This window comes from Enterococcus italicus DSM 15952 (genome assembly GCF_000185365.1).
In the GTDB taxonomy this organism is placed as follows: Bacteria; Bacillota; Bacilli; order Lactobacillales; family Enterococcaceae; genus Enterococcus_G; species Enterococcus_G italicus.
The window spans coordinates 2,165,341-2,185,117 of the sequence record NZ_GL622241.1 but is presented as its reverse complement, the minus strand read 5'-3'; the positions used below and the strand labels follow the sequence as shown (position 1 = coordinate 2,185,117).

Below are 19,777 nucleotides of genomic sequence, written 5' to 3'. Positions count from 1 at the left end.
TTTTTGAGATTTTCGCTATAATAGATAACAGTGTAAAAATGTGAATGAAAGAGGTAATGGAATGGGCAAGAAGCAACCGATTATTATTGGCGTAACTGGAGGATCAGGAAGTGGGAAGACAAGTGTGAGTCGCGCAATTCTTGACCATTTCCCAAATCATTCCATTATGATGCTTGAGCATGACTCGTACTACAAAGATCAAAGTTCCTTAAGCTTTGACGAGCGCTTGGAGACAAACTATGATCATCCGTTAGCCTTCGATACGGATTTGTTGATTGACCATTTGGAGCAATTGTTAGCTTATCAAGCAATCGATATCCCAGTATATGACTACGTGGCACATACACGCAGTGATCAAGTGGTACATCAAGAGCCTAAAGAGGTCATTATCTTAGAAGGAATCATGATTTTAGAAGATGAGCGTTTGCGTAACTTGATGGATATCAAAATTTATGTCGATACCGATGATGATATCCGCATTATTCGCCGGATTAAGCGTGACATGGAAGAGCGTGGTCGGACATTGGACTCAGTTATTCATCAATATTTATCGGTGGTGAAACCAATGTATCATCAGTTCATCGAGCCTACTAAGCGCTATGCAGATGTGATTGTGCCAGAGGGTGGTAAGAATCATGTGGCGATTGATTTGATTACAACAAAAGTCAAAACAATCTTAAAAGCTGAAGCAAACTAGTTTTTTGTCCACTTTTGTGTTATGATAGTTACTATGCGATGAGCCGAGGAAGTTAGCGTATGCTAACCACTCAACCAGAGGCACAAGAGATTCTCGCCTACCGGATTGTAGGGTGTCGGATGACAGCTATGTGGAAATGGTGTCATCTGTTAGAAATAACACTGGCTAGCCAACAGATGAGAGTCTGTTGGCTTTTTTTATTTCAAAGAAAAGTGAGGGAAATGCGTTGCGCATTATGATTGATGGAGATGGCTCACCGGTAAAAAACGAAGTCATCCAAGTAGCCAAAGAATGTCAATTAGCAGTCGTCATTGTAACGAGTATTGCTCACTATACGGTCAAAGACTATCCGGATTTTGTCTCCTTGATTTATGTAGAAAAAGGTGCAGATCGGGCAGATTATGAAATTGTTAAGCTTGTACAAGCAGATGATTGGGTGATTACGCAAGATTATGGGCTGGCTTCACTGTTATTGCCTAAGGGTGTGCGTGTGTTTCACCACTCAGGCAAGGAGTATCTTTCTGAGACGATTGATCTACTATTGCTACAGCGCTTTGAGCATGCGCAGATGCGAAAGCAACATCGCAGAGTGAAAGGACCTAGTGCATTTACACAGCAGAATCGCCAAATCTTTTTGCGTATTTTACGCGAAGAGTTAACCAAAAGTTTAAAGTAAATGGCACGAAATTGCTTGGATTATTTTGGATGGGTTAGTGGCATATTCTTGTATTTATGCTAAAATAAGGGAGAAAATTACTGGAAAGTGACCTTACAGGAGGAAAAACTTTTGAAAATTATTTTGTTATATGGGGGAAAAAGCGCGGAGCATGAAGTATCCGTTTTGTCTGCTTTTTCTGTTTTACAAGCAATCTATTATGAGTATTACCAAGTTCAGTTGGTATTTATTTCTAAGAAGGGTGAATGGGTGAAAGGTCCGCTTTTAACAGAGAAGCCAGAGTCCAAAGATATCTTGCAATTAACCTGGAAAGGTGAACAAGCATCAGCAAAAGAAATTCATCCTAGTGAAATCAAGCAAGAAGAAGCAATTGTCTTCCCACTCTTACATGGACCAAATGGTGAAGATGGTACAATCCAAGGCTTTTTGGAAACCATCGGCATGCCATATGTGGGTGCTGGTGTCGTAACGAGTGCGTGTGGAATGGACAAAATTATGACGAAGTACATTTTACAAGCAGCAGGTATTCCTCAAGTGCCGTATGTGCCTGTCTTAAAGCATCAATGGAAAGAAAATCCAAAGCAAGTTTTCGAACAATGCGAAGGATCAATGCTTTATCCGATGTTTGTTAAGCCAGCCAATATGGGTTCGAGTGTAGGTATTTCAAAAGCTGAAAACCGCGAAGAATTACAGCATGCGCTAGAGGAAGCCTATCAATACGATACGCGTGCAGTGATTGAGCAAGGAATTGAAGCTAGAGAAATTGAAGTGGCCATTCTTGGAAACGAAGATGTGCGCACGACAATGGCTGGAGAAATTGTTAAAGACGTTGCGTTTTATGATTACAATTCGAAATACATTGATAACAAAATTGAAATGCAAATCCCAGCATCTGTGCCTGATGAAGTTCAAGTGAAAGCACAAGAGTATGCCAAAAAAGCCTACACGATGCTAGGTGGTAGTGGGTTAAGCCGGTGTGATTTCTTTTTGACTAGCAAAAATGAATTGTTCTTAAATGAATTAAATACCATGCCAGGATTTACCCAATTTAGTATGTATCCTTCGTTATGGGAGCAAACTGGACTGAAGTATGGTGATTTAATTGAGGAATTAATTCAACTAGGAATGAATCGCTTTGAACAACGACAAGCATTATTAATGGATGTTACGAACGAATAAATGAGAAAAGAGCAACCGCTTATTAGTGGCTTTGCTCTTTTTTAAAGGAGAGCTCGATGTTTACAGTAAAAGAAGTGGCCCAATTATTTGGTCTTGAAGTAGAAGATAGCCGGATTGTCACAAGTGTCGAATTTGATAGCCGCAAAGTAGTGGCAGGAAGTTTATTTGTCCCATTAGCCGGTGCCAGGGATGGGCATACCTTTATTAACCAAGCGATTGCTTCTGGAGCGATTGCAACGTTTTGGAGTGTGCAAGACCAACCAGAAGACATCACAGTCATTCAGGTGACTGATTGTCTAGAAGCGATGCAAAAACTAGCGACGTATTACCGTGAGTTGCTTGCACCAAAAGTTGTCGCTATTACGGGGAGTAACGGGAAGACGACGACCAAAGATCTTACGGCATCTGTGTTGTCACAAGCATTCCGCACCTATAAAACACAAGGAAATTATAACAACGAAATTGGCTTGCCTTACACCATCTTACACATGCCAAAAGATACCAAAGTTGTCGTGCTTGAAATGGGGATGGATCATGCAGGTGACCTTACGACCCTCTCCACAATTGCCAGACCAGATATCGCAGCCATTACGATGATTGGTGAAGCACACATTGAAAACTTAGGGTCTAGAGCAAAGATTGCCCAAGGGAAAATGGAGATTGCGACAGCATTGGCAGCGGATGGGTGCTTGATTATTCCTTGCGATGAGCCATTGTTAGCCCCACTTGTCCAAGGGATGACGCAACAAGTCGTGACGTTTGGAATAGATGCAGGCGATGTCGCTGCGCATATTCTTGAAGAGCATGCGGAACAAACGGTATTTTCCGTGAAGGAGCAAGACTACCGCATACCTTTATTAGGAACATACAATGTCAAAAACGCCTTAATTGCGTATAGTATTGGTGAAAAATTTGGCGTCACACCTGAGCAAATCGCCAACGGACTGAAAAACGTGCAAGTGACCAAAAATCGTACGCAGTGGCTAGAGATGGAAAATGGGACACGGCTTTTAAGTGATGTCTATAATGCCAATCCTACTGCTATGGGGTTGGTATTAGATAGCTTTGGCAAACTGCCAGTCCAAGGCCGACGCTTTGCAGTACTAGCGGACATGCTTGAGTTAGGACCAGAGTCATCAGTCATGCATGCGGCGATGGCTGATCACGTCCAAAATTATGATGGCTTATTTTTAGTCGGAGAACAAATGGATTATTTGGCCAAAGAATTAGCTGCTAGAGACAGTGACGTTCCACTCGAACTGTATGATGCAAATGAATTAGCGGCACTGATTGAGGACTTAAAGCAATTACTTCAACCAGCCGATATGCTGCTATTAAAAGGAAGCAACGGGATGAAATTGAATCAAGTTGTTGATGCACTGACAAGTGAAACTGAATGACAACGTTAGCGGCTGATACAGTCTCAGCTGGAAGTAAAAAACAGGAACTCCCAAAGTTTACCCGCAAACTTTGGGAGTTCCTGTTATTTGTTTGTGGCTCATTTTTAAAAAAATGAAAAAATTAGGAAAATTAAATGAAAACAATCCTAATCTTAAGAAGATATCCTTTACTATCATCTGGAATATCGCTATAATGCGAACAATATACTTTTCAGGAGGTTCGCATGATCACTTATCAAACCCTAAAAAAATTCCCCAAAGCTGAGTTGCATTGTCACTTGGATGGCTCGATTCGACCAGAAACGCTGCAAGCTATTGCTCAGGAGCAACACATGTCCATATCCGACATTGAAGACATACGTCAACAGATGCAAGCGCCAAAGGATTGTCGAAATTTAGCTGAATATTTGCAGTGTTTTGATTTCGTATTGCCTTACTTACAGACCAAAAAGGCACTTGAAATGGCGGCCTTCGATGTAATGGAGCAAGCAGCTGAAGACGGCGTACGCTATATTGAAATTCGCTTTGCACCGAGTCTTTCAATGGCAAAAGGGTTGACGGTGATTGAGACAATCGAAGCTGTCGCAAAAGGCATTGCCCAAGCAGAGAAACAATATCCCATCGATGGTAATATTTTGATTATTGGTATGCGCCAAGAAGAAGCACGGGCGATTGCTCAAGTCTTTCAAGAGAGTCTCGATTGCTCAGAAGAGAAGGTAGTAGGGTTTGATTTAGCTGGACCGGAAGAAGATGTGTACTTAGAAGAGCTAGGTGATAATTTACGTATTTATATAGAAGAAAAAACCATTCCATTTACGCTACATGCGGGTGAATGCGGCTGTGTGGCGAATATTTATCAAGCGATTGCCTTTGGAGCAACACGCATTGGGCATGGGATTGCGCTAAAAAATAATCAGCAAGCACAAATGGATTGCGCGAGTCACTCGGTCTGTATTGAAGGATGTCCGACGAGCAATATTCAGACCAAAGCGGTGGCTGACTACCAAGATTATCCGATCAAAGACTGGCTACGTAATGGCTTAAAGGTCTGCTTAAATACGGACAATCGCACGGTGTCTGATACGACCTTAACTAACGAGTATTGGCAAATTAGCCAAGCACATCAATTAAGCTGGCAAGATATCCAAAAAATGAATCAAGATGCGATACAGTATTCTTATGCATCTGAGCAATTGAAGCAACAAATAATGCACGAGATGGCGACAGCTCAATTTGCTGATAACGTTTGAAATGAAAGACTGTAAACTTGATGAAAATTTCAAGCTATGATACAATGATCTACGTGCCGAAAGATGAAGTATTCATTTAGAAACGGATTGACCCTTTTAATTAAGGAACTAATAGATAGCTAGTAGAATTTATTCTACTGTATATTCAAAGCTAGGCTGAGACGAAAGGCTGTACAATTTTGTCCTAGCCTTTTCTAATGCCTTCAAGAGGTGGTTTTTCGGTGTGTATCTACCTTGGATGACGGTAGATGAGAACTACGAACACCTCAAAGAATACATGCCCGCTGAAATCAGAACAGAGGGACCGTACAGATGAACTGTATGAGGAAATAATAGGAGGATTCATTTGAAATTTAAAGAATTAGAACTTTCACCAGAATTGTTGAAAGCGGTAGAACGATCAGGATTTGAGGAAGCAACACCGATTCAATCTGAAACAATTCCTTTAGCATTATCAGGAAGAGATGTGATTGGTCAAGCACAGACTGGTACCGGTAAAACGGCAGCATTTGGTTTACCAATGTTAGAAAAAATTGATACGAGCAGTTCCCATCTTCAAGGATTGGTTATTTCACCAACACGTGAATTAGCAATCCAAACACAAGAAGAACTGTATCGTCTAGGTAAAGATAAAAAGGTTCGTGTAATGGCAGTTTACGGTGGAGCAGATATTGGCCGCCAAATCCGTCAATTAAAAGACCGTCCACATATCGTTGTGGGTACACCAGGACGTATGTTAGACCATATTAATCGCCACACCCTAAAATTGGAAACTGTCGAAACCTTAGTATTGGATGAAGCAGATGAAATGTTAAACATGGGATTTTTAGAAGATATTGAATCAATCATCTCTAAAGTACCTTCGACTCGTCAAACATTATTATTTTCTGCAACTATGCCACCAGCAATTAAAAGTATCGGCGTGAAATTCATGCAAAATCCTGAACACGTAAAAATCAAAGCCAAAGAAATGACAGCAGACCTAATTGATCAATATTATGTTCGCTCAAAAGACTTTGAAAAATTTGATATTATGACACGTTTATTGGATGTGCAAACACCAGAATTGACGATCATTTTCGGTCGTACAAAACGCCGTGTAGATGAATTAGCTCGTGGACTAGAAACACGTGGCTATAAAGCTGAAGGCATCCATGGTGACTTATCTCAACAAAAACGGATGAGTGTCCTACGTAGCTTTAAAAATGGGAACTTAGATATTTTAGTAGCGACTGACGTGGCTGCTCGTGGATTGGACATTTCAGGTGTGACACACGTGTACAACTATGATATCCCTCAAGATCCAGAAAGCTATGTTCACCGGATTGGACGTACAGGCCGTGCCGGTAAAGGTGGGATGTCTGTAACATTCGTGACACCAAACGAAATGAGCTACTTGCATACTATCGAAAACTTAACGAAAAAACGCATGACACCATTACGTCCACCAACCGAAAAAGAAGCATTTAAAGGACAACTTGGTGCTGCTTTGGAAGAAATTGAATCAAAAATGGATGAAAACGGCTTGGACCGTTACCTATCTGCTGCAGATGATTTGCTTGAACGCTACTCTGCACAAGATTTGGCTGCTTTACTAGTGAAAATACTAGCCAAAGACCCAACTGACTTAGTGCCAGTCAAAATTACACCTGAAAGACCATTGCCACAAGGGAAGAAAAACTTTGGCAATCGTGGTGGAAATGGTGGCGGCAACCGCAGAGGCAACAACAATCGCCGTCGTGATAGCCGTGGCGGTCGAGGAGAAAATCGCGACAACCGTTATAGCCGTGATGGCGAAAATGGTAGCCGTAACCGCAAGCCGGCTAACAGCAACCGTGAAGATGGCTACAAGAAAAGTCGTCGCACAAATGACAGCAGCAAACGCAGCTTTGTCATCCGCTCTAACCAAGATTAATGAAGATAGCTATCGAAGCCTACAAAATTAGGGGCTTCGATAGCTTTTTTTGTTTGGTAGTAGGAATTCGAAGAGTGAGGAAAATTCCTCTGTATTTTCTCGCTTTTTTTGGGTAGAATAAGACTAACTAAGGAAGGACAATTGAAGTATGATAAAGGGAATTGGCATTGATGCGGTCGAAACAGAGCGCATGGCAAAAATTGTAAAAGAAAAGCCGCAATTTGCGAAAAGAGTTTTGACTTCAAAAGAGTTGGAATGGTATGATCGGTTGCCTTTTCATCGTCAAGTGGAATTTTTAGGCGGTCGCTTTGCATGCAAAGAGGCGTTTTCAAAAGCATGGGGGACTGGTATTGGCAAGGTGAGTTTTCAAGACATCGAAGTGTTGGCAAATGAAGCCGGTGCACCAATTGTGACGCGTTCGCCATTTCAGTCAGGTGTTGCACATGTCAGTATTACTCATACAGATATCATGATCTTTGCACAAATTATCCTAGAGGAATAGAAAGAAGGTAACGAGTATGGTGAAATCCATCTATCGTCCCACGCGGATTACCATCCATACAGAGGCCATTCGTGAAAATTTACGGACTGTTCAAGAGCATTTATCCGCAGATCAATCATTATTTGCAGTAATAAAGGCAAATGGCTATGGACATGGTGCCGTTCAAGTAGCAAAAATTGCGGAAGAAGAAGGCGTTGCTGGTTTTTGTGTGGCAACAATTGATGAAGGGATTGAATTAAGAGAGGCGGGTATTACTTTACCTGTTTTTATTTTAGGATTGGTCGATTGTGCATACTTGCCGATTGTCAGTCAGTATCAATTGGCGATTCCAGTCGCTTCAACTGACTGGTTGAAACAAGCCGAACAAGCCTATCTTAAAAACCCATGGGATGAGCCGATTGCTGTCCATTTGGCGATTGAGACAGGGATGGGTCGTATTGGCTTTATTGATTCAGGCGAGGTCAAGCAAGCAGAGGTGTCACTAGCGCAAGCAGAGGGCTTTTATCTAGAGGGCGTATTCACGCATTTTGCGACAGCCGACCAAGCAGATGCGACCTATTGGCAAGAGCAAAAGGCACGCTTCTTTGAGACTATCGCTGTATTAGAAGCTCCTCGGTATATTCACGTCACCAATAGCGCGACTCAGTTGTGGCATGAGCCATTAGGGAATCTGGTTCGCTATGGTGTAGCTATGTATGGCCTGAATCCATCCTCAGATGCACTTCAGCCGAGCTATTCATTAGTGCCCGCACTGTCATTGACCTCGCAGCTAGTTCAGGTCAAGCAATTACCTAGTGAATCCGGTGTTGGCTATGGTCATACATATGAAACAACACAGGATGAATGGATTGGAACGGTACCGATTGGATATGCGGATGGCTATGTCCGAAAGTTACAAGGATTTCATGTGTTAGTAAATGGCCAGTTCTGTGAAATAGTCGGCCGTGTCTGCATGGATCAATTGATGATTCGCTTACCCGCTGATATACCAGTAGGCACGACGGTGACACTGATCGGCACAGATGGAGACAAAACTATCTCATTGCAAGACATTGCAAGCTATATTGGTACGATTCATTATGAAGTCGCTTGCTTATTATCTGAGCGACTGCCAAGAGAATATGAGTAAATAATAGGGGGAAGAGTATGATAAGACGGAGAGATGTATACTTTGCAGATTTATCTCCAGTTGTTGGTTCAGAACAAGGGGGAGTTCGACCAGTATTAATCGTTCAAAATAATTTAGGAAATCACTTTAGTCCGACCGTTATCGTTGTTGCGATTACCGCAAAAATTTCTAAGCCAAAATTACCGACCCATATCTCACTACCGGCATCAAAATCGGGTCTTGAACGGGATTCCGTGATTTTGACAGAGCAGATTCGCACAATTGACAAGTCGCGATTAAAGGATAAAATTTATCGCATTGATGAAGAAAAAATGATTGAAGTCGAAAAAGCAATCAAAGTAAGTGTAGGGATTGATATCAAAGTATCGGAGAATGGATTGTTGCCTAAATGAGTCAATTAGTAGGCTATAGTATTGTTTTGATTACCCTGTTTTTCTTTGTTTATTTTCTACGAAAGAAAAGCCAGCAATTGTGCACAAAACGAGGCATACCGATTGGGTACTGTTTGTTGACACAACTTTTAAAAAAAGAAGAGACAGATGTGGTCACTTATGTCGGTGTCTTCCAACAAGGAGATAAAGAGTGGCAATTGCTCCTATCCTTTCAGCAATTTACTCAGATGCGACCACCTCAGCGTGGCTACTTAATCATAAAAGAGAACAGCGTACAATCATTTACGGAATCGGAGGAACAAGCATGAAGAAAATAGGGTTCATCGGTGCCGGTAATATGGCCCAAGCGATGATTCAAGGTATTATAGCGTCCCAATTATGTGCACCGGAAGAAATTCAAGTATACAATCATCGGTACGCACCCACTTTAGAAAAAGTCGTTCATACATATCAGGTTACTCCTCAGTTGGATTTGGCTACTTTTTTAGCTGAAGTGGAGGTAATTATTTTGGCAGTCAAGCCACCAATCGTGCCCCAAGTAATCGAGCAAATGAAAGATCATCTTAGACCCACTCAAGTCATCGTATCGATTGCAGCAGGTGTGACTATTGCACAAATTCAAGCAACAATTAGTAATCCAGTGATTCGCGTGATGCCTAATACACCAGCTATGGTGGGAGCAGGTATGAGTAGTATCTCTTCTTCAAAAGAAGTGACGGCTGATGTGTTGGAAGAAGTTCATACAGTAGTTGACAGTTTTGGAAAATCAGAAGTCGTACCAGAATCTATGATGGATGCAGTGGTCGGTGTCAGTGGGTCAGCGCCAGCATATGTCTATCTATTCATTGAGGCACTAGCTGATGGGGCAGTTGCCGAGGGAATGCCACGTAAGCAAGCCTATGAATTTGCTGCACAGACGGTCTTAGGATCGGCGAAAATGGTATTAGAAACAGGCAAACACCCAGGTGAATTAAAAGATATGGTCTGCTCGCCTGGCGGTACGACGATTGCAGCAGTGCAATCATTAGAAGAAAGTCAATTTCGAGCAGCTACTATCAAGGCCGTCCGTACGGCCGCTCAGAAAAATGCAGCTATGTCCAACTAAACAACGGTTAACATCCAGTGAAAGAGAAGGCTCGCTACTAACTTGTCGCCGTGAGGCATGATAAACTAGTAACAAGAATCTTTTTCATTGGATTTTTTACGTAAGAATCTGTGTTATTAGACAAATCGTAGTAAGTGTCTGTATGGGAGAGCAAAAAAGTCGAAACAGAGCTTGAAAATATGATACAGTAGCAAGCGACTGAAAAAAAGCAGGTGAGAAAGTGAAAAAAATAAAACGTATTTTCTATTTATATAAGTTGGATTGGCAACGAATTTTTAAAATTCCATTAGCTACTTTTTTAATCGTAGCATTGATGATCTTACCATCACTTTATGCGTGGTTTAATATTAAAGCACTTTGGGATCCATATGGGAATACAGGCGAAATTCCAATCGCCATCTATAGTGATGATGTCGGTACGACGCTGAATGATAAAAAAATTGAAGTCGGCCAAGAAGTATTAAAGAAATTAAAGAAAAATGATCAACTAGGATGGCGCTTTGTAAAATCCAAAAAAGCTGTTACAGAAGGAGTGAAATCAGGTAAGTATTATGCTGGTATTTATATTCCGAAAGACTTCTCTGAAGATTTAATCAGTTTTACGAAAGGGGAAATCAAAAAACCTCAAATTGATTATTATTTTAATGAAAAAATTAATGCCATTGCACCAAAAATTACCGATAAAGGTGCAAATAGCTTAAAAGACCAAGTCGCTGAAAACTTTATAAGTACTGCGACTACGACCTTATTTACAGCCCTAAAGGATGTCGGGTATGATATTGAAGCAAACTTAGTCTCGATTAACAAAGTGAAAAATCTGATTTTGACAACGGATGAACACGCGACTGAAATTAATGGGTATCTTGAAGAAATTGTCACACTTCATGATAAGTTACCTGAGATGAAAGAAAAGCTCGCAAAAGCCAATGAATTTAGTAGTTACTTGCCAGAAGTGGATGCCTTAGGTGAAAAAATTATCGCATTGAATGATAAAATGCCAGAGCTGGAAAAACAAGCGGCGGTTATTTTGACACTCCAAGAGAAAATTCCAGAATTGCAAGCGGCTGGAAATCAACTAGCTGAAATCAATGAGGACTTTTCATCAGTAGAACAGACGATGAATCAAGGGGTGTCAGAAGCGAAAGAAGGCTTAGCGATTATCGAGAAAGTCCAATCACTCTGGCCAGAGATTGAAAAATTAGGCAGTCAGGCATCTGGTACCTCGGAATCTGTCCTAGCCTTTGCCAAGCAGTTGCAAACGGCCTTGCCGACTATTATTACCTCAGTGGATACTACGCTAGATGCTATCTCGCAAGCGGCAGGCGATGTCCAAACAACTACCAGTGATTTACAAACCTTATTGGATAAAAATGAATTGACCGATGCGGAGAAACAGCAAGTTGTGACCTTGCTAGAAGCATTGGCCGCACACTTTAACACTCAAGCGACACTCCTTAATTCTGTAATTACACTCTTAGAGAATTTGCAGCAGGCGACAGGTAGTACCGCTCTTGATAGTGTGATTCAGCAGCTAAAAACAGTAGAACAGACAGTGAGTGATCTTGCTACACGAGCGACAAGCTTAGCAGAACAGGCTAAAAATGGTGAGTTTGATCAAATCAAAACAGATATTTCTGCACTGTTAACTTCAGCTAATCAAGCAGCCGGTGCTGTCCAAACAACAATTACCAATGTCAAAGCCTTAAATGTCGGCGATTCTATCACGACAATTGTCAATCAGTTAATTGATACCTTAACGACTGCCTCTTCGTTGATGTCACAAGTGAATTTTGAACAACTTGAATCATTACTAACTGCCACTCATGGCACGGTGAAAAATGCCATCAGTATCTTAGAGAAGTATCAAGCGCAGCTACCAGCGATTCGTCAAGAACTTTCAGATGCGAATACCTTATTAAATGGCCATATGACGCAAATTGTCGATGCCATCAATAAGGGGGCAGATCTTTACAACAATGAATTGCCGACAGTAGCTGAAAAGCTGCAGCTCGCAGCGAACTTTATGAAAAACGATTGGTCTTCGGTACGTAATGATTTGACCTCAACGCTGGCCTTGATGAATGAAAAATTCCCTGACGTAGAAAAGGCATTGAATTTAGCAGACGACCTCATTCAAAATGACTGGCCTTCTATTCAAGCAGGAATTCATAAAGCAGCCGAAGCAATCCGTAAGGGAGAAGAGACCATTGATTTAGGTCAAGTCATTAAATTAATGAAGCAAGACATTCAAAAAGAAAGTGACTTCTTTACCAATCCGGTCGATCTAAAAACAACTACGATGTACCCGATTGCCAATAATGGTTCGGCTAGTACACCATTTTACACGGCTCTTTGTCTTTGGGTCGGCGCGTTGCTCTTCTCGAGTGTGGCAACAACGGGTTACTTCCTCAATGACAAACAAAAGAATCAATTCACCAAGCGAGAAACATTTATTGCTCGTATGTTGACGTTTTTGACAATGGCGATTGGGCAAGCGTTGATCGTGACACTCGGAAATTATTTCTTACTTGGTGTAGATGTGAGACAGCCAGCGTGGAGTGTATTCTTTGCGGTCTTAGTGGCGCTGAGCTTTATGATGATCATTTATGTACTCGTCGCCATGTTTGGTAATATCGGTAAGGGAATCGGAATCATTATTCTCGTGCTCTCTATTTCTGGTGGTGGCGGGAACTATCCTATCCAAGTATCCGGAAAGTTCTTCCAGATGATTAATCCACTCTTACCATTTACGTATGCTGTGAATCTATTGCGTGAATCGGCGGGTGGCATTTATTGGGCGAATGCTTGGCAAGATTTGATCTTTTTAGTTTGTATGTTCGTAGGCTTTGCTGCAGTCGGTATCTATCTATTTCCAAAGGTTACTGACTTGCAAAAACGGATGAGCGAACGAGCAAAACAAAGCCATCTCTTCCATTAAAAAATGGGTGCGTCACGATGAATCATTCGTAAGATACTGAATGTTCGGCAATAAGTAAACAGACCAGAAAATCCGAAAGTTGTTTCTTAAACTTTTGGATTTTTGGTTTTTGGTCAAAACGTCTCATTTTATGTCACGGTTTATATGGAATGATTAGAGCTAAATTATTTATGCTTTAAGTCCTTTTTGGCCCACAAAACATGCTAAAATAAAAGAGCAAGAAAGTAAGGAGAGAGAACGAATGTTAACAACAGAAGATTTTGATTTTGATTTACCAGAGGAATTGATTGCACAGACCCCTTTGACTGACCGAGCAAGTTCTCGTTTATTAGTTTTGGATCGCAAAACGAAAGAAATGGCGGATAAGCACTTTTATGAAATTATTGATGAGCTAAACGCTGGTGATGCGTTGGTTATGAATAACACGCGGGTACTACCAGCTCGTTTGTATGGCGTGAAAGAAGAGACGGGTGCTCATTTAGAACTATTGCTTTTAAATAATACCGAGGGAGATACGTGGGAGACACTCATCAAACCAGCCAAACGTGCCAAAGTCGGCACAGAAATTACATTTGGTGATGGTCGCTTAAAAGCAATTGTAGAAGAAGAATTGGATCATGGCGGACGGATGATTCGCTTTGTATATGAGGGCATCTTTTTAGAAATTTTGGAATCACTAGGCGAGATGCCATTGCCGCCATACATTAAAGAACGTCTGGAAGATCCAGAGCGATACCAGACGGTGTATGCCAAAGAAAACGGTTCAGCTGCCGCACCGACTGCGGGCCTTCATTTCACGAAAGAACTATTAGAAAAAATTCAAGCAAAAGGTGTGCATTTGGTCTACTTGACACTACATGTTGGTTTAGGGACGTTTCGCCCAGTCAGTGTCGACAATATTGCTGAGCATGAGATGCATAGTGAGTTTTACCGTCTGACACAAGAAGCTGCGGATGAGCTAACTGCTGTACGTGACGCAGGCGGAAGAATCGTGGCAGTCGGTACTACATCGATTCGCACGCTAGAAACGATTGGCACGAAGTTTGATGGAGCCATTCAAGCAGACAGTGGTTGGACAAATATCTTCATTAAGCCAGGCTACCAATTTAAACTAGTCGATGCCTTCTCGACTAATTTTCATTTGCCGAAATCGACATTGGTAATGCTTGTTAGTGCCTTTGCGGGTCGAGAGTTTGTATTAGAAGCATACCAACATGCCATTGATGAGAAGTATCGCTTCTTTAGCTTTGGCGATGCCATGTTTGTAAAATAAATCATACCGTCCGTCTCGAGAGAATTTTTCGGGATGGACGTTTTTTCGTAACGAAAGTGAAAAAAGTCACCAATTTTCTAAAAAAACGTAAACGTTTCGATTTAACAAGGGGTATTCATTGAATCCGATAAAACAATCATGCTATAGTTAAATTGCATGTCAATAGTATAGGAGGAATGGAATGGAAGCATACAAGAAAGATTACGCGCAACTCGCCAAAGAGCAGCAAACATCGATGGAGAATGGGTTGACATCGCAAGAGGTGGCGAATCGTTTGCAAGAAAATGGACGCAATCAATTTGAACAAGCGCCCAGCGAGTCATTAATTAGTAAGATTTTGCATAGCTTATCGGACTTTACTACGATTATTTTATTAGTTGCCGCCGCAATTTCTTTTTACACAGCGGTATCGACGGAACATGGGGATTTATTTGAAGGGTTATTAATTATCGCCATTGTCGTGATTAATTCAGTGTTAGCAATTGTCCAAGAAGGAAATGCGGAAAAAGCACTTGCAGCCTTGCAAGATATGAATAAGCAAGTTACGTCTGTTTTGAGGGATGGCCACGTCACTGAGATAGATGCAGAAGAAGTTGTCGTTGGGGACATACTTGTTCTGGAAAATGGCTCAATGATCGTCGCTGATGCTCGGCTAACTCAAACTTCCCAACTCCGTGTTGAAGAGTCTGCGTTAACCGGGGAAAGCGAACCTGTTGAAAAAAATGCTGACTTTATGACGACGGAAGACGAGAGTCTCGGCGATCAGCTAAATATGGTATTCAAAGGCTGTACTGTCGTTAATGGTCGTGCAAGAGCGATCGTGACGGCGACAGGCATGCAGACTGAGATGGGGAAAGTAGCAAGTCTCTTAAATGACACGAAGCAAACCGCTACACCTTTGCAAAAAAGATTAAATCAATTAGGCAAACGAATTAGTTTTGTTGCAATTGGTGCCGCTGCGATTGTCTTTTTGATTGGTTATTTACAAGAAGAACCAGTCTTAGAACTATTTATGACTGCTGTATCACTAGCAGTAGCCGCAGTTCCGGAAACACTAATGGTAATTGTTACACTAGCATTGGCTTTTGGTGTCCAAAAAATGGCCAAAAAACATGCAATCATTCGTCGCTTGCCTGCTGTAGAGACACTAGGATCAACGAGTGTGATTTGTTCAGACAAGACCGGGACATTAACGCAAAATAAAATGACTGTCCGTCGTATTTGGCGCCATGGTGATGAGGTCGTAGATGCGGAAGATGCGATGACAGAAGAAGCCATCGAAGTGTTGAAGCTTGCGTCACTATGTACAGATGTTATTATCGAGCCGGGCGATGAAAAAAGCTACAAAGGGAACCCGACCGAGGTAGCCATTGTTCGTTCATTAGAAGAAAATTACCATACTAAAAAAGAATTAGATGAGTCCTATGTCCGAATTGGAGAGCTTCCGTTTGATTCAGAGCGGAAAATGATGACAACGATTCATAAGCATGGCAAGAAGTATCTATCTGTGACCAAAGGCGCCTTTGATGTCTTGATGCCACGCTTCCGCTATGGTGATGTGGAGCAAGCCGCTGTCGTCAATGATCGCTTTGGGAAAAAAGCCTTACGCGTTATTGCAGTCGGCTTCCGGACATTTGATGAAGAGCCGACTGAGCTGACATCAGCATTTCTGGAAAAAGATCTGCATCTCTTAGGCTTGGTCGGTATGATTGATCCACCACGTCCGGAAAGTAAAGGGGCGATTGCACGTGCCAAGCATGCAGGGATAAAGACAGTCATGATTACTGGTGACCACGTTGTAACAGCAAGCACAATTGCCAAAGAGCTAGGTATTTTATCAAAAGCCAGTGAAGCAATGACCGGCGCACAGCTACGTGAATTGTCTGAAGAAGAACTAGATACAAAAGTCAAACAACTATCAGTCTATGCGCGCGTGACACCTGAAGACAAAATCAGAATTGTCAAAGCGTGGCAACGGATATGGTCTTGACTGATGACAATTTTGCTACGATTGTCGATGCCATTGCACAAGGGCGTACCGTCTATCAAAATATTCGTAAGGCAGTCAATTTCCTTTTGAGCTGTAACATTTCTGAGATTTTTATTGTGTTGTTAGCGATACTATTTGGCTGGGGGGCACCATTTACCGCGGTGCAATTGCTATTTGTCAATGTCGTAGCGGATGGCTTGCCAGGTTTTGCATTAGGAAAAGAACCAGCTGAAAAAGGAATCATGAATGAAGATCCGATTGCACCAAGCGAGAGCATCTTTTCACGTGGGCTCTGGCAAAAAATTGGCGTGAACGCGTCAATTTTTACGGTAGTTACCTTGATTGGGTATTACTTAGGAACATTTGTGAATTCAATTAGTCCCTGGGTAGAGGCAAGCCATGAAGTCGGTCAAACAGTTGCCTTTTTAGTATTGGCATATTCATCGATTATCCACGTCTTTAATGTTCGAAGTGATCGTTCTATCTTTAAAGTAAAACTTGAATCAAACAAATCACTCTTTGAAATGGCTATTTTGGCCATTGTCATTACGACTGTTATCGCGATTCTACCAATTACGCAAGAATTATTTAGCTTGGTACGAATCAGCTTTAATCATTGGTTATTGGCGATTGCATTATCGATAATTCCGGTTGCCATTAATGAATTAATTAAATTCCACCGTTTACCAGATGAAGAGTAAACTGGCGAGACAGTCAGCTACAAGCAAAAAAACCAGAACGTCCAGAAGTTGGTACTCAAACTTCTGGACGTTCTGGTTTTTTTTGCTCTTTTTTGCTCTTTGTCAAAATGTATTCGTTTCTTCTTACAAATCACTGTTCGAACATTCCGATCCTATTGCTCGACTCTATTTTGATATTAGAAAACCAGTGCTTCTTCTTTTGGTAAGCTATCATAAAATGCGGTATGGCTAGCTGCAATATACGGTGTTAACCATAAGTAGCCGATTCCTGCGGTGAATAGGCACAAAATATGCCAGCCGATAAAGCTTAAATCTAATAAAAATAATTGCATTTTGTAGCCGTTCATTAGTCGACGACTTGCCGTGATACTATCCAAATAGCCCATCTTTTCACCGGTGTGTTGATACGTGTCATAAAAAATGGTATACGATTGTGAATACGAATACCCTTTAATAATTCCAGGAATAACAAATAAAAGGAACCAGAGTGATTGGAAAATACTGATTAGAATACAGATAATAACGACAGCCAATAAAAATGGTGATTGAAATGCACGAAAGGCATCCGAAAGTGGATTGATTTTTTGCTTTGTTCCACGCAATAAGTCTAAAAATGTCCACGTAATGGCGGTGCTAAATAATGTTCCGATAATATTGGCACCTAGTGTGACCATATAATTTGGATCATTGTCACTGCTGACGTTCGTTAATATAGTGGTGCTTGTATCCTGAGTTATGGACGATAAAGCCCAGATACTAGGGATACCGATCAAAACAAAGACTACAATAACTAACAAGGTGGGGACAAGATTTAATAAAATAGCACTTCCCCAGCGTCCGGCCAACAGTTCCTTGGCCTGTTTTTTGATTTCGCGATTTGATTTCATAACTTTCCTCCTATTACCATTAAGTATAGCAAATTAAGGCCTGAATACAACTTACAAAGTTGTTGGGAGGAAACTGTGACTTGCAAATGATCGTTAGAAAACGTATGATGAATTGTATACGTAAAAAGAATAGAAAGTAGGGAAATGAATGTCGCAACCAGCCATTCGTTATCGATTAATAAAAAAAGAAAAACACACCGGTGCGCGCCTCGGTGAGCTGATTACACCACACGGTACGTTTCCGACACCAATGTTTATGCCAGTAGGGACACTTGCTACTGTTAAAACAATTGCTCCTGAAGAATTAAAACAGATGGGTGCAGGTGTTATTTTAAGCAATACCTATCATTTATGGTTACGTCCGGGAGAAGACATTGTCGAAGAGGCAGGCGGACTGCACAAGTTTATGAATTGGGATCAGCCTATTTTGACTGATTCAGGAGGATTTCAAGTCTTTTCTCTTGCTGATATGCGTAATATTGAAGAAGAGGGCGTTCATTTTAGAAATCATTTGAATGGCTCAAAGCTCTTCTTGTCTCCAGAGAAAGCCATCAACATTCAAAATAAGCTAGGCTCTGACATTATGATGAGCTTTGATGAATGTCCGCCATTTGATGAAAGCTATGACTATGTCAAAAAATCCGTTGAGCGTACGTCTCGTTGGGCTGCCCGAGGGCTTGAAGCACACTTGCATCCCGATCGCCAAGGCCTATTTGGTATTATTCAAGGAGCAGGTTTTGAGGAACTACGCAGACAAAGCGCCAAGGATTTGATAAGTATGGATTTTCCAGGTTATTCAATCGGTGGCTTATCAGTAGGAGAACCAAAATCAGAAATGAATCGTGTGCTAGAATTTACTACGCCTTTGATCCCAGAAGACAAGCCGCGCTATTTGATGGGTGTGGGTGCCGCTGACTCCTTAATTGATGGCGTCATTCGTGGCGTGGATATGTTTGATTGCGTCTTGCCGACTCGTATCGCTCGAAATGGAACATGTATGACCTCGAAAGGACGTCTGGTTGTCAAAAATGCACAATATGCACGCGACTTCCGACCAATTGATGAAAATTGTGATTGCTATACTTGTAAAAATTATAGTCGTGCGTATGTCCGTCATTTAATCAAATGTGATGAAACATTTGGTATGCGATTGACCTCTTATCACAATTTGTACTTCTTGTTAAATCTTATGCGCCAAGTCCGTCAAGCAATTATGGACGATAATTTATTGGAATTCCGGCAACATTTCTTTGAAGAGTATGGATTTAATAAAGAAAATGCGAAAAACTTCTAAAAAGCTAGAGTTTCTTGAAACGTATGTGATAAAGTAGAAAGAGATAAAAAAATGAGGTGAAGAGATGTTACAAGTAGTTATTATGGTTGTTTTTTTTGCGGGAATGATGTTCTTTTTCCAACGTTCACAAAAGAAACAACAACAGCAACGAGAAGAAACATTAAATTCTATGCAACCGGGCAGTAAAGTCATCACGATTGGTGGCTTGCATGGAGTGATCTATGAAGTAGATGATGACAAAAAAACCGTTACATTGGATTGCGAAGGCGTTTATTTAGAGTTTGAACGAGCAGCGATTCGTACAGTGACGCCTCCAACAACAGAAGAACCAATCGTTACACAAGAGGCGCCAGTGGTAGACGCTCCTGTAGAAGAAACAGAACCAACAGTTGAACCAACAACGAAAGAAGATTAGTCCTCAGCGGCTAATTTTTTTTTGCAAAAAATAA

General features: G+C 41.3%; 16 protein-coding genes and 1 pseudogene. 16 read left to right on the top strand and 1 reads right to left on the bottom strand.

The genetic code is table 11. The annotated features are described in order from the left end of the window. Positions 1-61: 61 nt before the first annotated feature. From udk to HMPREF9088_RS10000, 14 genes and pseudogenes are all read left to right on the top strand, one after another. Entirely contained in the window at positions 62-697 is a 636-nt protein-coding gene (gene udk / locus HMPREF9088_RS10070) for a uridine kinase (RefSeq protein ID WP_040367007.1), read from the top strand. A 226-nt stretch (positions 698-923) separates the two neighbouring features. Beyond that, a complete protein-coding gene (locus tag HMPREF9088_RS10060; protein ID WP_040366999.1) occupies positions 924-1,373 on the top strand; it encodes a YaiI/YqxD family protein in 450 nt (149 codons plus the stop codon). Between the two features lie 111 nt (positions 1,374-1,484). Further along, positions 1,485-2,552, top strand: a complete 1,068-nt coding sequence (locus HMPREF9088_RS10055) for a D-alanine--D-alanine ligase (protein WP_040366997.1) — start codon at positions 1,485-1,487, stop codon at positions 2,550-2,552. A gap of 56 nt (positions 2,553-2,608) precedes the next feature. After that, entirely contained in the window at positions 2,609-3,952 is a 1,344-nt protein-coding gene (locus tag HMPREF9088_RS10050; protein WP_007209145.1) for a UDP-N-acetylmuramoyl-tripeptide--D-alanyl-D-alanine ligase, read from the top strand. Between the two features lie 224 nt (positions 3,953-4,176). Next, entirely contained in the window at positions 4,177-5,202 is a 1,026-nt protein-coding gene (gene add / locus HMPREF9088_RS10045) for an adenosine deaminase (protein WP_007209143.1), read from the top strand. 346 nt (positions 5,203-5,548) lie between these two features. Beyond that, positions 5,549-7,117, top strand: coding sequence for a degradosome RNA helicase CshA (cshA, locus tag HMPREF9088_RS10040; RefSeq protein ID WP_007209142.1), 1,569 nt, complete (start codon positions 5,549-5,551; stop codon positions 7,115-7,117). A 148-nt stretch (positions 7,118-7,265) separates the two neighbouring features. Then, positions 7,266-7,619 carry a holo-ACP synthase gene (gene acpS / locus HMPREF9088_RS10035; RefSeq protein WP_007209141.1) on the top strand — a complete coding sequence of 118 codons (354 nt, stop codon included), beginning with the start codon at positions 7,266-7,268 and terminating at the stop codon, positions 7,617-7,619. A 16-nt stretch (positions 7,620-7,635) separates the two neighbouring features. Continuing rightward, on the top strand, positions 7,636-8,748 hold the full coding sequence (alr, locus tag HMPREF9088_RS10030) for an alanine racemase (RefSeq protein ID WP_007209140.1): 1,113 nt from the start codon (positions 7,636-7,638) through the stop codon (positions 8,746-8,748). 17 nt (positions 8,749-8,765) lie between these two features. After that, positions 8,766-9,140, top strand: coding sequence for a type II toxin-antitoxin system PemK/MazF family toxin (locus HMPREF9088_RS10025; protein ID WP_007209139.1), 375 nt, complete (start codon positions 8,766-8,768; stop codon positions 9,138-9,140). Further along, complete coding sequence (locus HMPREF9088_RS10020; protein WP_040366996.1) at positions 9,137-9,448, top strand: hypothetical protein; 312 nt, start codon at positions 9,137-9,139, stop codon at positions 9,446-9,448. The genes HMPREF9088_RS10025 and HMPREF9088_RS10020 overlap by 4 nt, the downstream gene beginning before the upstream one ends. Continuing rightward, entirely contained in the window at positions 9,445-10,245 is an 801-nt protein-coding gene (gene proC, locus HMPREF9088_RS10015) for a pyrroline-5-carboxylate reductase (RefSeq protein WP_040366993.1), read from the top strand. The genes HMPREF9088_RS10020 and proC overlap by 4 nt, the downstream gene beginning before the upstream one ends. Before the next feature lie 220 nt (positions 10,246-10,465). After that, positions 10,466-13,183, top strand: a complete 2,718-nt coding sequence (locus HMPREF9088_RS10010; protein WP_007209137.1) for a YhgE/Pip domain-containing protein — start codon at positions 10,466-10,468, stop codon at positions 13,181-13,183. A gap of 241 nt (positions 13,184-13,424) precedes the next feature. Next, entirely contained in the window at positions 13,425-14,456 is a 1,032-nt protein-coding gene (queA, locus tag HMPREF9088_RS10005; protein ID WP_007209136.1) for a tRNA preQ1(34) S-adenosylmethionine ribosyltransferase-isomerase QueA, read from the top strand. A gap of 181 nt (positions 14,457-14,637) precedes the next feature. Beyond that, a pseudogene (locus HMPREF9088_RS10000) lies at positions 14,638-17,147 on the top strand (cation-translocating P-type ATPase). Positions 17,148-17,323: 176 nt separating this feature from the next. Here HMPREF9088_RS10000 and HMPREF9088_RS09995 read toward each other — a convergent pair. Continuing rightward, entirely contained in the window at positions 17,324-18,034 is a 711-nt protein-coding gene (locus HMPREF9088_RS09995) for a DUF975 family protein (RefSeq protein WP_007209133.1), read from the bottom strand. 148 nt (positions 18,035-18,182) lie between these two features. Between HMPREF9088_RS09995 and tgt the strand changes: the two genes are divergently transcribed. Next, on the top strand, positions 18,183-19,328 hold the full coding sequence (gene tgt / locus HMPREF9088_RS09990; RefSeq protein WP_007209132.1) for a tRNA guanosine(34) transglycosylase Tgt: 1,146 nt from the start codon (positions 18,183-18,185) through the stop codon (positions 19,326-19,328). Positions 19,329-19,392: 64 nt separating this feature from the next. Continuing rightward, positions 19,393-19,743, top strand: a complete 351-nt coding sequence (gene yajC, locus HMPREF9088_RS09985; RefSeq protein WP_007209131.1) for a preprotein translocase subunit YajC — start codon at positions 19,393-19,395, stop codon at positions 19,741-19,743. Positions 19,744-19,777 lie beyond the last annotated feature (34 nt).

Bases quoted from the DNA above. Each gene is read 5' to 3' on its own strand.
- udk (WP_040367007.1), top strand. From the start codon at position 62: ATGGGCAAGAAGCAACCGATTATTATTGGCGTAACTGGAGGATCAGGA.
- HMPREF9088_RS10050 (WP_007209145.1), top strand. From the start codon at position 2,609: ATGTTTACAGTAAAAGAAGTGGCCCAATTATTTGGTCTTGAAGTAGAA.
- add (WP_007209143.1), top strand. From the start codon at position 4,177: ATGATCACTTATCAAACCCTAAAAAAATTCCCCAAAGCTGAGTTGCAT.
- acpS (WP_007209141.1), top strand. From the start codon at position 7,266: ATGATAAAGGGAATTGGCATTGATGCGGTCGAAACAGAGCGCATGGCA.
- alr (WP_007209140.1), top strand. From the start codon at position 7,636: ATGGTGAAATCCATCTATCGTCCCACGCGGATTACCATCCATACAGAG.
- HMPREF9088_RS10025 (WP_007209139.1), top strand. From the start codon at position 8,766: ATGATAAGACGGAGAGATGTATACTTTGCAGATTTATCTCCAGTTGTT.
- HMPREF9088_RS10020 (WP_040366996.1), top strand. From the start codon at position 9,137: ATGAGTCAATTAGTAGGCTATAGTATTGTTTTGATTACCCTGTTTTTC.
- proC (WP_040366993.1), top strand. From the start codon at position 9,445: ATGAAGAAAATAGGGTTCATCGGTGCCGGTAATATGGCCCAAGCGATG.
- queA (WP_007209136.1), top strand. From the start codon at position 13,425: ATGTTAACAACAGAAGATTTTGATTTTGATTTACCAGAGGAATTGATT.
- HMPREF9088_RS09995 (WP_007209133.1), bottom strand. From the start codon at position 18,034: ATGAAATCAAATCGCGAAATCAAAAAACAGGCCAAGGAACTGTTGGCC.
- tgt (WP_007209132.1), top strand. From the start codon at position 18,183: ATGTCGCAACCAGCCATTCGTTATCGATTAATAAAAAAAGAAAAACAC.
- yajC (WP_007209131.1), top strand. From the start codon at position 19,393: ATGTTACAAGTAGTTATTATGGTTGTTTTTTTTGCGGGAATGATGTTC.